Below are 13,757 nucleotides of genomic sequence, written 5' to 3'. Positions count from 1 at the left end.
GTCTATTATTATCAGGACGTCCTTGTATTTAAACCTTAAACTGAAGCGGGAATCAAGTCCGGAACCTGCTTAGTCAAAGTTAAGCGTTGCTTCCCAGCAGTTGCACCGAGCAGTACAAATCCACGTAATACGCCATCTTGATCGATCGCACGGGCAATCATGCCATCTTCAAGCTCTTCTGTTTCCCATTGAGTTTCAACATCAATAGGCGCAGGAAGGACAGTTAAAGGTGCTGCAGGTGTTTTAACGGCTACAGGCATAGCTGGATAATGCACAGCGGTATGTTCACCATTGAGGGTTTTTGCCAAAGCACGTGCTTGTTGCATGATCGGCATGACGTATGGAAGAAGGGTACCATTGACTTCAGCACAGTCACCGACAGCATAGATATCTGCCAAGTTGGTTTCTAAGCCTTTATTGGTTAATACGCCACGACTGGTGTGAATGCCGGCTTGTTTTGCCAAGTTAATTTCAGGCTGTAGACCAATCGCAGACAACACAACATCTGCCACTAAGCTTTGACCATTGGCAAGGCTCACTTGATAGTCACCATTTTCAATACGTGACACTTTGTCGACTGTCGTACCTAAAACGAATTGAATACCCGTTTCTTCTAAATTGCTTTGGAATTTAGCTGCAACATGAGACGGCAGTAGGCGACCCAAAGGTTGCGGAGCTAAATCGACCACCGATACTTTCGCCCCAGTATTTTGGAGGTCGTTGGCAAATTCACAGCCAATCAAGCCTGCCCCTAAAATCACCACACGTTTATCTTCACGTGCTGCTAGCTGTTTACGGAAAGCTTTGTAGTGATCTAAATTGTTGACGACGTGAATGTCTTCACTGCCATCACCCGAAATAGCTAAGCGAATTGGATTTGCGCCGACTGCTAAAACGAGTTTTGAATATAGTTGTGTTTGAGTTCCATTTTGGCTTTCAATAGTAAGCTCATGTTTTGCTGCATCAATGGATTTAACCCAACTCTTATTGATGATTTGCATATTGAGTTGAGCCGACATTTTTTCGGCATCCCCTAGAGGGATTTGCTCAGGAGCTTTATTACCAACGAGCGCATTGGATAATGTCGGTTTAGCGTAGTTAATGGCATCATCCGCACAGATCATAATAAGTTCTAGTTCAGTATTTAACTTTCGAAATTCACGTGCAACGGCATATCCCGCCATACCAGAACCAATAATGACAATAGGGTGCATACTCAACTCCAAACACATTTCATATTTTTTTAAAGACAAAAAAAAGACCATAACGATGATGGCCTTAGATTCTATTTATTAGATTTCAACCATTTCAAAATCTACTTTTGAGACACCACAGTCTGGGCAAGTCCAATCATCTGGGATATCTTCCCATTTCGTTCCTGCCACGATACCATCTTGTGGCCAGCCTTCTGCTTCGTCATAAATCCATCCACAAACGATGCACTGATACTTTTTCATTCCATTCTCCAAAAACTGACACAAAATTAAGTCAGTAAATACTTCATAACTGTATAAGTTTATTCCTTAAGGTTAAATCACCTTATACAGTAGACTCTTATGCTAAATTTTTACGCAGTTCTGACTATAAAGTAAAGTGGCTAAGAGTTTAATGAGTGAAATTAAAAGCAGAATGGCAGTGAGGGACAATAAATATCATCAAAACCCCAGATCTGGGAAAAATTGTCTGACAATATTTATGCCTATTGAAAGCTATATTGGAATTCATTTCCGTGAATTGGGCTCTAAATACCACTTTTTCTATTTTCATAGACTAAAGTCTTGCAGAAAAAATCTCTAAAATCTTTTATTTTATGATTAGGAAAATATATATTTGATATTTTTTAAATAAATACAATATTAATAATCAATAACTTATGTAAATTTACTGTATCTTAAATATGCATTTTGGTCGGGGGTTAGCTGTTCTTTTCTCTCAAATCGCGTTAAAATTCACACATTCCTTCCTTAATTTATTTTCTCCTATTATGAGTAATTCTACTGCTGCGGCATTGTGGTCTAACATTCGTACTGTCCAAGATTTCCCAAAACCAGGAATTTGTTTCTTTGACCTTACGCCGTTATTTATGAATAACATCGAATCGTTAACTGATGCCCTAATTGCAAGTATTCCAGCTGAGCAATTGGCAGAAGTAGATAGCTTTATTGCAGTTGAAGCGCGTGGTTTTGTTTTGGCAAGCTTACTTGCTCAGCGTACAGGCAAAGGTTTGGTGTTGGTACGTAAAGCCGGAAAATTACCACCACCAGTTGTCGGTGTTGGTTATAGCCTTGAATACGGTTTAGATCGTCTTGAAATGTCAGCTGAAATAGAATCACAAAAAGTAATTATTGTGGATGACGTATTGGCGACGGGCGGTACGCTTCGTGCAGTGAAACAATTGGCTGAAAAATGTAAACACCAAGTTTTAGGCGCAAGCATTTTCTTAGATTTGCCTGACTTGCATAAAGATTTAGGACTAAATATTTGGTCTGTTTTAGATGATAAAACACGTCCTGAAGCAGATGCAGCTTAAGCGTCAGTTTTAAAATGTAAAAAGCCTTGTCTATGACAAGGCTTTTTTATGTCAGATAAAAGCGACGTTGCTGCTTAAGGTTAATATTAATATTATGATTTATTTTTTTAAGTAATTTAATTCGAGATGTTGGATTAAATCATTAATATTTTCAGGGCATTGAAGGCGATGATGTCCGCCATCCATGACTTGAACCTGCATATAGTCTTCGAGTTGTTTTTCTGCCTCATACATATCCAAGATTTCATCGCCACGTTCGATATAGGCGATTTGTGGAATATCGTTATCCAAATCCATTTCATTAATTGCAGGGTAGTCGTCACGAAAGTCTGGATGCAGACTCGGGTTAGCAATCACACAAGGAATGCGATGAAACAGCGACATTTTCAAAGCCCAGTATGCCCCGAGACTATGACCGACGATGATATCGGGCTTAATGGTTTCAATACTCTCGTGGTAAAAGTCCGCAACAGTTTGAAAATTTAAGTTGCGATAGTCCACTTCAATGCAGAATTTTTGTTTTGCATTGATGGCATGGAACTTCGTAGATTCACGGGAAGAATCCAATCCATGTAAAAACAGAATTTTCGATAAGCAGGAAGTCATTGTTTTTCTACACACTGTTTTCAAACATTTTTGGATGTGTTGAATATTTTATTTTTCAACAATTTTATGACTTCATTGTAGAGAGAATTGTCAAAAAGAGAATTTAGCTTTTGGTCTAATTTATAGGCATTTAAAAGACTTTAGTCTTAAAGAAAATAGATTAAAAGGTTGAATTAAGTTATTGATATATATTTTAATGTATTGATAGTTATAAGTATTTTTTAAAGCTTTTAGTTATCATCTGATATCATTAAAATGTAGGTTTTCGAGCTTGAGTATTTAATTTTTATCTACTGCACATCTGTAAGGTATGTTCTATGTCTACCTGAAGTTATAACGATTAAAACATCTTACTTCGATAAATTTCTACTTATTAAAAAAATGCGCGCATTGCTTACTGCTCAATTCAAAGGAAATCTGCTATGCTATGCAACTTCCGTTTTTTAACTATTTGAGACAGAGATGACGCAACATAACGCTCAATCGACTTCTGAACAAGCCATTTCCGAAAACGATTTAATTGCACAGCGTCATGCCAAGTTAGAGCACATCAAAGAGCACGCCAAGGAAACAGGTGTTAGCCCGTGGCCTAACACATTTAAGCGTGAACACTATGCACAAGACCTACAAGATCAATTCGCTGAAAAATCAAAAGAAGAAATTGAAGCAGGCGAAAAGGTTTATGTAAAAGTTGCTGGTCGTGTGATGTTGAACCGTGGTTCATTCATCGTAATCCAAGATATGACTGGTCGTATCCAGCTTTATGTACCACGTAAAGAGTTGGATGCTGATGTTCTTGCAACAATTAAAGCACTCGATTTGGGCGATATTATTGCCATTGAAGGTTATATTGGTCGTTCTGGTAAAGGTGACCTTTATGTTCATATTGAACATTTTGAGCTTTTAACCAAATCACTCCGTCCACTTCCAGACAAATTCCATGGTTTGACTGATACTGAAGTTAAATACCGTAAGCGTTATTTAGACCTCATCATGAACGAAGAAACACGTAAAACTTTTGAAATTCGTGCAAAAGTGGTGTCAGGTATTCGTTCATATTTGAGCAATGAGCGTTTCATGGAAGTTGAAACACCAATGATGCATGTGATTCCGGGTGGTGCATCTGCGCGTCCATTCGAAACTCACCACAACGCATTAGATATGCCTTTATTTTTACGTATTGCGCCTGAGCTTTACTTAAAACGTTTGGTCGTTGGTGGTTTTGAGCGCGTGTTCGAAATTAACCGTAACTTCCGTAACGAGGGTGTATCAACACGTCATAACCCAGAATTCACCATGATTGAATTTTACCAAGCATATGCAGACTACAAAGACCTGATGGCTTTGACAGAAAATATGCTTGAAAAATTGGCCATCGACATCTTAGGTTCGACTGATGTGCCTTATGGTGATGAAGTGTATAGTTTCAAAGGTCCATTCAAGAAAATTTCGATGTTTGATGCGATTCTTGAACACAACCCAACGTTCACCGCTGAAAATGTATCTGACCGTGAGTTTCTTGCAAACTTCGTTAAAAATGAACTGAAAGAGCAAGTAAAACCTGGTTTTGGTTTAGGCAAACTTCAAACCATCGTATTTGAAGAAACTGTTGAAACAAAACTTCGTCAACCGACATTCATCACAGAATATCCAGCGGAAACTTCACCATTAGCACGTCGTAATGATGAAAATCCACATATTACTGATCGTTTTGAATTCTTCATCGGTGGTCGTGAATTGGCAAATGGTTTCTCAGAGTTAAATGATCCGATTGACCAAGCTGAACGTTTCCAAGCCCAAGTTGCTGAAAAAGATGCGGGTGATGATGAAGCAATGCATTACGATGCAGACTTCATTGAAGCATTGGAATATGGCTTACCTCCTACAGCGGGTGAGGGTATCGGTATTGACCGTTTGGTGATGTTGTTTGCGAATGCTGCAAGTATCCGTGAAGTGATCTTGTTCCCACATATGCGTCATAAAAACTAATTTAGTTTTTTGAAATAAAAAACCCGCTTACTGCGGGTTTTTTATTTTGTATTTTTATTGAACATCTTTACCTAAATGATGAAAAAAATAAAAGGAGATACAGTTTCACCCTTGAATAAATGAGTTGAAAAATCTAAGGTGGGCTGTGAATTAAACTTGAGAAAAAGAGCATGTATTTAAGAAAGTCACTCTATGCTGCTGTACTGTTTGGATTATCAGTTCCTGTTTTTGCTCAGGGGATTGTATTAAATAATGAAGAGTTACGCGCAGATTTGAATTGGTTGAATCAGCAAGGCGTTATTCAAATTAGTACCTCAACATGGCCAATGAGTGGTGATGAAATACAGCGAGCGTTAACTTCTGCAAAAGTGATGACACCTACACAACAAAAAGTATTACAAAGTATTCAAAATAAATTGACTGCCGAAAATGCATTATTAAAAGCAGAATTGTTTGCAGAGTCAGATAAAAATAATTTACCGCAAAATTTTGGTGATCATCAAAAAGCGCAATATCAAGGTGCACTTGAACTCAACGTTGGTGGTGAAAATTGGGATGGTCGTTTACGTGTAAATGCTGAAGATAAACAGCAAATTAATAACGATCAAGATGTAAATGTGGAAGGCTCATACATTGCCGGGAAGCTTTGGAACCAATGGTTAATTGCAGGTCAGATTCCGACTTATTGGGGGCCTGGTCATGACGGTAGTTTAATCCGTGGTGATGCGAGTCGTCCTGTGTACGGTGTTACTGCACAGCGTGCACAACAGAATGCTTTTGAAACACCATGGCTATCATGGATCGGCCCTTGGCAGTATCAAGCTTTTGCTGGACAGTTAGATGATTATTCTGCTATCCCAGATGCAAAACTCATTGGACTTCGACTAACTGCACAACCTACTCCATATTTGGAATTGGGAGCATCACGTTCTATACAATGGGGTGGCGAAGGTCGTCCCGAAAGTTTTAGTTCACTTTGGGATGCCTTTATTGGTAATAAAGATAATGGTGGAACAGGTAAGGCTGATCCATCAAATCAAGTCGCGGGTTTTGATGCGCGTTTGAATTTACAACCACTTGTGCAAGTTCCAGTTAGTCTTTACGGCCAATATATTGGTGAGGATGAAGCAGGTGGTTTACCGGCAAAAAGCATGTATCTTGCAGGTGTTGATTATTCTTCAAGTGTAAATAATATGCCTTATCAACTGTATACTGAATGGGTTGATACTCGAACTAATGGTGATGCCAAAGGCATTTCATACAATCACTCTATTTACACAGATGGATACTATCAACATGGCTATCCACTTGGTCATGCCTTAGGTGGTGATGCTCAAATGGTTTCAGTGGGTGGGAATATACGTATTGATCCACTAAACCGTCTAAATGGTCGTGTACTTTTTGCAAAAGTTTCTGAAACAGAGCGTGCAGCTTTGAATAACGCAGCATTTCCTGAAAAAGATGAATTGAAAGCTCTAGACTTGACTTGGACACATTATTTACGTCCAGATATGCCTTTAAAAATTAATGGTTGGGTGAGTGACTCGGATTTAAATGGTAATGATGGTGGAGCGTCAATTGGAATTGAACTACCATTAGATAAACGTTTATTTCATTACTAATTTATATTCATTTTTAAAATGATGTATTAATTGAAAAGTCCGCTTATAGCGGACTTTTTGATATTGGTTATTGCTAATTTTCAGACAAAAAAATACGCAATGATTGGGGTGTTCATTGCGTATAACAACGAATCTGTTTTCACAGGTTCGGTAAAGGAGAAATGTTATGAATTTAGGTATTCCTAAAACATAAATAGATAATAGAGTGAACGGTCAGTCATTTCATTGGTGTTCACGTTAAGTGATGTTACCTAACGTTAAAACTAAGGAGATTTTGTGAATACCTTCACAAAAAGTGCCTATAAAAAAGCCTTTCACATTGGAAAGGCTTAATTTTATAGAATTTTTTAAATTTAGAAGTGGAATACACCCAGTCCAGATTTAATTTCGTCTAACGTTTGTTGGGTAATATCACGGCATTTATCGGTACCGGTTTTTAAAATATCCATGATGTAGTCAGGATCTTTTTGCAATTCTAAACGGCGTTCACGGATCGGGCCGATCAGCTCTTTTAGTACACCTTCAAGACGCTTTTTCACAGTACCATCGCCTAAGCCACCACGACGATAGTGTTCTTTTAATTCTGCAACAGCATCTTTATCAGGGTCGAATGCATCAAGGTAAGTAAATACGACGTTACCTTCCACTTGACCCGGATCTTCAATACGTAAATGATTTGGGTCGGTATACATTGCATTAACAGCTTTCTTGATATCTTTATCAGTCGCGTCAAGCACAATAGTATTGCCCAAAGATTTAGACATTTTTGCTTTGCCATCAAAACCAGGTAGACGGCCTACATTAGAGAGTAAAGCTTTACATTCAGGAAGTACGTCACGACCAATTTGACGGTTTAAACGACGAACAATTTCATTGGTTTGTTCAATCATTGGAATTTGGTCTTCGCCCACCGGAACGACAGATGCTTTAAACGCTGTAATATCGGCAGCTTGAGCCACTGGATAACATAAGAAACCTGCAGGAATGTCACGCTCAAATCCACGCATTTGAATCTCAGATTTGATGGTTGGATTACGCTCTAAGCGAGAAACCGTCACAAAGTTCAAATATAACATGGTCAATTCATTCAATGCTGGTAAGCATGATTGAACGCAAATCGTGGTTTTGGTTGGGTCAATTCCTACAGCAAGATAATCGGTTGCGACTTCAATAATATTGCGACGAACTTTTTCGAAGTTATCGGCATTATCAGTTAAGGCTTGAGCATCAGCTAAAAGAAGATGTTGATGATGCGAATCTTGTAAACCTACACGTGAACGTAAAGAACCTACAAAATGACCTAAATGTAATTGTCCAGTCGGACGGTCGCCAGTCAAAATCACTGGACGATTATCTTGAGTACTCATTATCTGTTCCAAAGTGGTAGTCAAAGCTACGGCTGTTTTTCAAAGAATGTCCCCATTGTACGGCATTCTATTTTTGATTGTTACTGACACAGCACAATTGACTGAAAAATGGGTGAATATTTTGTTAATTATTAAAAAACTAAATACAATTTTAGCGTTAAATAGAATTAGAATATTAAAAAATGCCTAAAGGATAAAAATAATGGCGAGTAGCTTATTAATCTTACTTGATGATATTGCAACTGTGCTGGATGACGTTGCTGTCATGAGTAAGATGGCAGCCAAAAAAACAGCGGGTGTCCTTGGAGATGATTTAGCACTGAATGCACAACAAGTCAGTGGTGTCCGTTCGGATCGTGAACTTCCAGTTGTTTGGTCTGTGGCCAAAGGTTCTTTTGTTAATAAATTAATTTTAGTTCCGGCTGCCTTATTGATTAGTGTGGTTGCACCTTGGCTGATTACACCGCTTTTGATGATTGGTGGTTTGTTCTTATGCTATGAGGGCGTGGAAAAAGTTCTGCATAGTTTGCATCATAAAAAAGCCAAAACAGAAGAAGTTGCTCGTGAAGAGATGACTCATATTGAAACGGATTTGGTGACTTTTGAGAAAGAAAAAGTCAAAGGCGCCATCCGGACCGATTTTATTTTATCTGCTGAAATTGTGGTGATTTCATTGGGTACGGTTGCAACTGCGGCATTTGGGACCAAGGTCATGGTACTTTCGGTGATTGCAATATTAATGACCGTTGGTGTCTATGGTTTTGTCGCGATGATTGTCAAAATTGATGACTTAGGGCTTTATCTCACTCAACAAGCATCACAATTTAAAAAGACCGTTGGACAAGGTTTGTTAGCATTTGCACCTAAGTTGATGAAGACATTGACCATTGTTGGTACGATTGCCATGTTTTTAGTGGGTGGTGGCATCATTACCCATGGTGTGCCTTTGCTACACCATTTTATTGAAGGCTCTGTAGATTATGCAGAACATATTCCTACAGTTGGCAGTATTGTGGGTGCATTAACACCGACTTTAATCAATTTAGTGACAGGTTTTATTGCAGGTTTAATCGTGCTGTGCGTCGTATCTTTAATTCAAAAGGTATGGCCAAAGTCGCAAAAGGATTAATCTGTAAACGCACGGATATCAACTATTTTATATAAGGAAGATCACTATGCGCTGGAAAGGTCGAAGAGTTAGTTCAAACGTAGAAGACCGTCGCGGTGGTGGCGGTGCAAAAGCGGGTGGTATCAGTATTCTCGGTTTGGTTGTGGCATTTGTTGCGTGGAAATTTTTTGGTGTAGATCCGCAGCAAGCTTATCAGGCGACCAAACAAGTGACTTCACAGGGTCAAACGGCTGAAGTCAAAGGTCTGGATAATCCAACACCTGAACAACAAGAAGCGATGGATTTTGTTGGAACGGTTTTGGCCGATACGGAAGATACATGGACTAAAGTCTTCCAAGAACAGTTAAATGCCCAGTATAAGCCGCCTAAATTGGTCATGTTTAATGGTGTGGTCAATTCAGGTTGTGGTACAGCACAAGCTGCAATGGGGCCGTTTTATTGCCCAGCAGATCAAAAGGTCTATATTGATACTGCATTCTTTAAAGATATGCGTACGCAAATGGGCATTACGGGTGAACAAAATCAAACTGAATTGAGTCGTCAAGATCAGGCGGGTGATTTTGCGCAAGCCTATGTGGTTGCCCATGAAGTTGGACATCATATCCAAACGATTTTAGGTATTTCTGAGCAAGTTCAGCAGGCGCGTGCGCAAGCGTCTAAAGCTGAAGGTAATCGTTATTCGGTCATGCAAGAACTACAAGCAGACTGCTTTGCGGGTATTTGGGCGCATCATAATCAACAGCGTACCCAATTTTTAGAGCAGGGTGATGTAGAAGAAGCGATGGACGCTGCACATAAGATTGGTGATGACTATTTACAGAAAAGTGCAACTGGGCAAGTGGTCCCAGATAGCTTCACGCACGGAACCAGTGAGCAACGTATGAAATGGTTCCAGACAGGGTTGAAATCAGGCAATATCAATAGCTGTGATACCTTTAACCAAGCCATTTAAAACAAAAAAAGGAGGATGCAAACATCCTCTTTTTTTCATTGAAAAATAGATTGAAGCTTATTTGTTGAGAAATGATTTGAAGTTTCGAACAATACGATAGCTGACATACAATGCGGCAAATGCAAATAAAGCCACGCCAAAAACAGTATATTTAAGGCCTGAAATATCGTTTTGATAGAACTGTTTTAATTGGGCATCGCTATAGCGTAATTGTTTTTTTTGTCCAGTGCGGCTATTGGTGAAACTCACATTTTGGATATATTGAAATTGTCCGATTTTCAGTAAATCGAGGTGTTGAATTTGTCGGGTGTGTTGCTGATTAAATTCATCGAGACAAATATCTTGTGCATAGTTTTCACAATTCATTTTGGCAAGATAACCATTATTCGCCAGCATGATAAATATCGCACGATCGGGTGATTCATTATTGGAGACCAAAACCAATTGTTCTTTGGGTGTTGAATCCAGTGAGATCGTTTTTGCCTGACTAAAATAGTGCTCAGCACGTAAAATTTCCTGTGTCTTACTATAGCAAGTGAGGATCAGGGCCGCAGTAATGATAAAAATCACAGCAGCAAAAAAGAGTCGAAAAACAGTTTTAATAGTCTGATGCATAGGAGAAATCATGTAGATGATGAAAATGCATAAAATCTATGCAGGCTTGCTATGTTAAATGATCTTGATAAAAGATGTGAAAAAAACTGAATTGATACACGGAATTTAGATAAAATTCGTTAGAATATTTTATTTTTAAATACTAAATAATTTATTATTTATTTTAAAAATACCTATATCTCACTCTGTAGGCAACACAGCACCAAAATTGGGAACAAAATGGGAAATTATTTTTTTCTACAGGTTTTTACCGTTATTTTTGCACTTTCGATTGCAACCACGATTTTTAATAAACGTATCTTGGGCTTTCCACAAGCCATAGGTGTTCCTATTGTTTCTGCAATTTTTGTCTTTATTTTGCAATGGGGTGCAAGTTTGCTCAATGGCAATCAATTTGTGACGATTAATTTGCACAATATTGAAGAGGCAGTTCGTCATATCGACTTTTATGACTTTTTAATTAATGGCGTGATTTGTTTTATTTTGACCTCATCTGCCTTGAAATTTAAAGTTTCCGATTTACGTTTGCATTGGAAGCCGATCAGTATTTTGGCCAGTATAGCCTTGGTGCTCTGTGCGGTGTTTTTTGGTGTTGCTTTATATGGTTATCAGTTCTTAATTGGTCATCATGTTGATTTATTAGTGTTGTTGTTATTAGGTGCTGCTTTAGGTGCGACTGACCCAATTGGGGTTAAAGGTGTACTAAGTTCGGTGCGTGCGCCACATCATTTGATGGTGAAATTAGAAGGCGAATCGCTCTTTAATGATGCCATGTGTATTGCTGTGTTTATGACTTTACTCAATGTTTTGCAAGGTGAACATTTTACCGTCATTGGTACGCTTGAAACACTGTTATATGAAATTGTTGTTGCAGTCATTATTGGCTGGGCATTCGGTTTAGGGATTTTACGTTTACTCCGCGGTAAACATGAAATGGAATCCTTGATTTTAACTACAGCATTATTGGCAAGTGGTTCATATCTAGTCGCTTTATTCGCACATGCATCTGCACCAATTGCATGCGTCATCGGTGGTTTGATTGTTGGCAATAAATGGAAAGAAATCCTTCAAGATCGTGAAATTCGGGAAGTCAATCATTTCTGGCATACCGTTGAAGGGATCATCAATTCCTTCTTATTTACCCTGATAGGTCTTGAGTTATTTATCTTAGATTTAAGTATCAGTTTGATTTTAGGCGGTATGGTGGCGTTTATTATTTTGCATGCATCGCGCTTTGCAGCAAACTATTTATCTTTTGCATTCTTCCCAAGTTTCCGCAAAAAAAGTTACAACGGTAGCCTTGCCATCTTATCGTGGGGTGGGGTTCGTGGAGGCATTTCACTGGCCTTAATCCTTGCTGTTGCCAATATTCCTGAACTTAGTGAATACAGCAGTATTTTGATTGGATATACATTTATTGCGGTATTAATGTCGGGGCTCGTGTGTGGTCTAGGTTTACCTGCTGTGATGAATGCTTTTTATTACAATCCGAATGAAGAAACCAAAGGCTTTAAAGGTTGGTACCAAAGAATGTGCCATAAAATGAATAAAAAGGGCTTCCAATATATTGTGGGTGAAGATATCCATGGTAATGAAACCATCACGGTATATAACCCAGAAGCATTAATAGATACCAAAGCGGATGATGGTGTTGCTGCTGTACATAATCCAGAGAAAGTGCAAGAAGTTCGTCGATTAGAAAACCCCGAAAACTTCTAAATTGCTTTGTTCGATTTAAAAAAAGGAAATGCTTGAGCATTTCCTTTTTTTATTTCTAGCTGTGTTCCATCATGAAACAGCAAAATGTGGGAAATTATGACTGGTCATTCAGCAGGAGATAAAAACATATTGATATTGCGATTAGCTATCAAAAAAGTTCTGATGGACTACATCTACTTGTTGACTCTATAGGTTTGAAGTTATTAGCTGAAGGTGAATCGAAACCTAATAAACATCAGTCTGAAGGTCGACGACAATGGCGTAAACTTCGTATTGGTATAGATGCTGAAAACATTGCAAACATGGACAATTCAGCTCATGACAACAATGTCAGCAGTTCATAAGTACTAGAAAACTTACTTGCATAAATTTCACCTAGTGAGCCAATGAATTCTAGCTATACCGATGGCGCATATGACACAAAATGCTGTAGGCATATCATTTCAGATTTATAAGCACTCTAGTCATTCCTCAAAGAAAAAATGCGAAACCATGAAAAGACAAAAAACTGTGGCTTTGGGAAGAAATGAATTCTTAAAGACAGTCCGACGTGTAAGGTGTGCCGTCATGAAGCTTTTAGTCACATCATGATAAAGTTTATTTGAAGTTCTGCTTTAAATGACGCTGTCTTTTTGCATAAAAAATACGATATCTCGCCATGTTTTTAATTGCATAAATGCGCTCTCTACCAAGGGGCGATATTTATACAAATGGTTGTCATAGCCCAAATGTGTCGATAAAGTTGAATTTCTCACATTGAAAAATACTGATGTGACCTTGAAAGATTTACTCGATCACAACCAATTACTGTACTAATCTGTAAAAATTAAGTATTAATCAAAGAGAACCTTAGGGTTCTCTTTTTTGATGCGACTCAAAGGAGCTCATGTGAAGCAGAGTGATGAATTGGCAACGCAGATTTTGTCGGTTATTCAATTGATACCGCAAGCGAAGATTGCCACTTACGGACAAATTGCCAAATTAGCGGGTTTACCGAAGCATGCACGACTGGTTGGCTATGTGCTTAAGCATCTAGATGCAACATCAACGATCCCATGGCATCGGGTGGTCAATGCGCAGGGAAAAATCAGCACGCAGCGCTGTAATGAAAAAGGCGAAAATATTCAGCAATTGAAATTGGCAGCTGAAAATGTCTTTGTAGTGAATGGACGCATCTCATTGAAACAATATCAATGGATACCTTAAAAAATCCTTGCCTTAAACTTAG

The 13,757-nt window shown here is 38.5% G+C and carries 12 protein-coding genes and 1 pseudogene; 8 read left to right on the top strand and 5 right to left on the bottom strand.

From position 1 onward, the window contains the following. Nucleotides 1–35 precede the first annotated feature (35 nt). Both FTU22_RS00225 and rubA read right to left on the bottom strand, forming a co-directional pair. On the bottom strand, nucleotides 36–1,214 hold the full coding sequence (locus FTU22_RS00225; RefSeq protein ID WP_180092197.1) for an NAD(P)/FAD-dependent oxidoreductase: 1,179 nt from the start codon (nucleotides 1,212–1,214) through the stop codon (nucleotides 36–38). Between the two features lie 78 nt (nucleotides 1,215–1,292). Beyond that, on the bottom strand, nucleotides 1,293–1,457 hold the full coding sequence (gene rubA, locus FTU22_RS00220) for a rubredoxin RubA (RefSeq protein WP_005179369.1): 165 nt from the start codon (nucleotides 1,455–1,457) through the stop codon (nucleotides 1,293–1,295). Between the two features lie 527 nt (nucleotides 1,458–1,984). Here rubA and FTU22_RS00215 point away from each other — a divergent pair. Next, a complete protein-coding gene (locus FTU22_RS00215; protein ID WP_078189930.1) occupies nucleotides 1,985–2,530 on the top strand; it encodes an adenine phosphoribosyltransferase in 546 nt (181 codons plus the stop codon). Between the two features lie 99 nt (nucleotides 2,531–2,629). On the opposite strand, the gene FTU22_RS00210 is transcribed toward FTU22_RS00215, so the two are convergent. After that, nucleotides 2,630–3,136, bottom strand: a complete 507-nt coding sequence (locus FTU22_RS00210) for a YqiA/YcfP family alpha/beta fold hydrolase (RefSeq protein WP_180077258.1) — start codon at nucleotides 3,134–3,136, stop codon at nucleotides 2,630–2,632. 462 nt (nucleotides 3,137–3,598) lie between these two features. Between FTU22_RS00210 and lysS the strand changes: the two genes are divergently transcribed. Together lysS and FTU22_RS00200 are read left to right on the top strand one after the other, a co-directional pair. After that, nucleotides 3,599–5,125, top strand: a complete 1,527-nt coding sequence (lysS, locus tag FTU22_RS00205; RefSeq protein ID WP_180077256.1) for a lysine--tRNA ligase — start codon at nucleotides 3,599–3,601, stop codon at nucleotides 5,123–5,125. A 170-nt stretch (nucleotides 5,126–5,295) separates the two neighbouring features. Beyond that, on the top strand, nucleotides 5,296–6,747 hold the full coding sequence (locus FTU22_RS00200) for a capsule assembly Wzi family protein (protein ID WP_180092194.1): 1,452 nt from the start codon (nucleotides 5,296–5,298) through the stop codon (nucleotides 6,745–6,747). 353 nt (nucleotides 6,748–7,100) lie between these two features. On the opposite strand, the gene trpS is transcribed toward FTU22_RS00200, so the two are convergent. After that, the gene (trpS, locus tag FTU22_RS00195) at nucleotides 7,101–8,114 is read right to left on the bottom strand and encodes a tryptophan--tRNA ligase (RefSeq protein ID WP_180007457.1); all 1,014 of its coding nucleotides are present in this window, start codon (nucleotides 8,112–8,114) and stop codon (nucleotides 7,101–7,103) included. 202 nt (nucleotides 8,115–8,316) lie between these two features. On the opposite strand from trpS, the gene FTU22_RS00190 reads away from it, so the two are divergent. Both FTU22_RS00190 and FTU22_RS00185 read left to right on the top strand, forming a co-directional pair. Further along, a complete protein-coding gene (locus FTU22_RS00190; RefSeq protein WP_111884427.1) occupies nucleotides 8,317–9,243 on the top strand; it encodes a DUF808 domain-containing protein in 927 nt (308 codons plus the stop codon). A gap of 46 nt (nucleotides 9,244–9,289) precedes the next feature. Next, complete coding sequence (locus FTU22_RS00185; protein WP_180024102.1) at nucleotides 9,290–10,195, top strand: neutral zinc metallopeptidase; 906 nt, start codon at nucleotides 9,290–9,292, stop codon at nucleotides 10,193–10,195. A gap of 57 nt (nucleotides 10,196–10,252) precedes the next feature. Here FTU22_RS00185 and FTU22_RS00180 read toward each other — a convergent pair whose 3' ends face one another. Then, the gene (locus FTU22_RS00180; RefSeq protein WP_180092191.1) at nucleotides 10,253–10,810 is read right to left on the bottom strand and encodes a hypothetical protein; all 558 of its coding nucleotides are present in this window, start codon (nucleotides 10,808–10,810) and stop codon (nucleotides 10,253–10,255) included. 219 nt (nucleotides 10,811–11,029) lie between these two features. On the opposite strand from FTU22_RS00180, the gene FTU22_RS00175 reads away from it, so the two are divergent. The 3 genes and pseudogenes from FTU22_RS00175 (at nucleotide 11,030) to FTU22_RS00165 (ending at nucleotide 13,735) form a co-directional block, all read left to right on the top strand. Next, nucleotides 11,030–12,529 carry a sodium:proton antiporter gene (locus FTU22_RS00175; protein ID WP_078189922.1) on the top strand — a complete coding sequence of 500 codons (1,500 nt, stop codon included), beginning with the start codon at nucleotides 11,030–11,032 and terminating at the stop codon, nucleotides 12,527–12,529. Nucleotides 12,530–12,651: 122 nt separating this feature from the next. Beyond that, nucleotides 12,652–13,084 (top strand): annotated as a pseudogene (locus FTU22_RS16250) (transposase); the annotation flags it as partial. Nucleotides 13,085–13,417: 333 nt separating this feature from the next. Continuing rightward, nucleotides 13,418–13,735 (top strand): MGMT family protein, encoded by a 318-nt coding sequence (locus FTU22_RS00165; RefSeq protein ID WP_180115395.1) that lies wholly within the window; start codon nucleotides 13,418–13,420, stop codon nucleotides 13,733–13,735. The last annotated feature ends 22 nt before the right edge of the window (nucleotides 13,736–13,757 follow it).

The sequence above is a fragment of the Acinetobacter sp. YH12076 genome (genome assembly GCF_013419525.1).
Classification (GTDB): Bacteria; Pseudomonadota; Gammaproteobacteria; order Pseudomonadales; family Moraxellaceae; genus Acinetobacter; species Acinetobacter amyesii.
This window is presented reverse-complemented; position numbering and strand designations above follow the sequence as displayed.

Bases quoted from the DNA above. Each gene is read 5' to 3' on its own strand.
- FTU22_RS00225 (WP_180092197.1), bottom strand. From the start codon at position 1,214: ATGCACCCTATTGTCATTATTGGTTCTGGTATGGCGGGATATGCCGTT.
- rubA (WP_005179369.1), bottom strand. From the start codon at position 1,457: ATGAAAAAGTATCAGTGCATCGTTTGTGGATGGATTTATGACGAAGCA.
- FTU22_RS00215 (WP_078189930.1), top strand. From the start codon at position 1,985: ATGAGTAATTCTACTGCTGCGGCATTGTGGTCTAACATTCGTACTGTC.
- FTU22_RS00210 (WP_180077258.1), bottom strand. From the start codon at position 3,136: ATGACTTCCTGCTTATCGAAAATTCTGTTTTTACATGGATTGGATTCT.
- lysS (WP_180077256.1), top strand. From the start codon at position 3,599: ATGACGCAACATAACGCTCAATCGACTTCTGAACAAGCCATTTCCGAA.
- FTU22_RS00200 (WP_180092194.1), top strand. From the start codon at position 5,296: ATGTATTTAAGAAAGTCACTCTATGCTGCTGTACTGTTTGGATTATCA.
- trpS (WP_180007457.1), bottom strand. From the start codon at position 8,114: ATGAGTACTCAAGATAATCGTCCAGTGATTTTGACTGGCGACCGTCCG.
- FTU22_RS00190 (WP_111884427.1), top strand. From the start codon at position 8,317: ATGGCGAGTAGCTTATTAATCTTACTTGATGATATTGCAACTGTGCTG.
- FTU22_RS00185 (WP_180024102.1), top strand. From the start codon at position 9,290: ATGCGCTGGAAAGGTCGAAGAGTTAGTTCAAACGTAGAAGACCGTCGC.
- FTU22_RS00180 (WP_180092191.1), bottom strand. From the start codon at position 10,810: ATGCATCAGACTATTAAAACTGTTTTTCGACTCTTTTTTGCTGCTGTG.
- FTU22_RS00175 (WP_078189922.1), top strand. From the start codon at position 11,030: ATGGGAAATTATTTTTTTCTACAGGTTTTTACCGTTATTTTTGCACTT.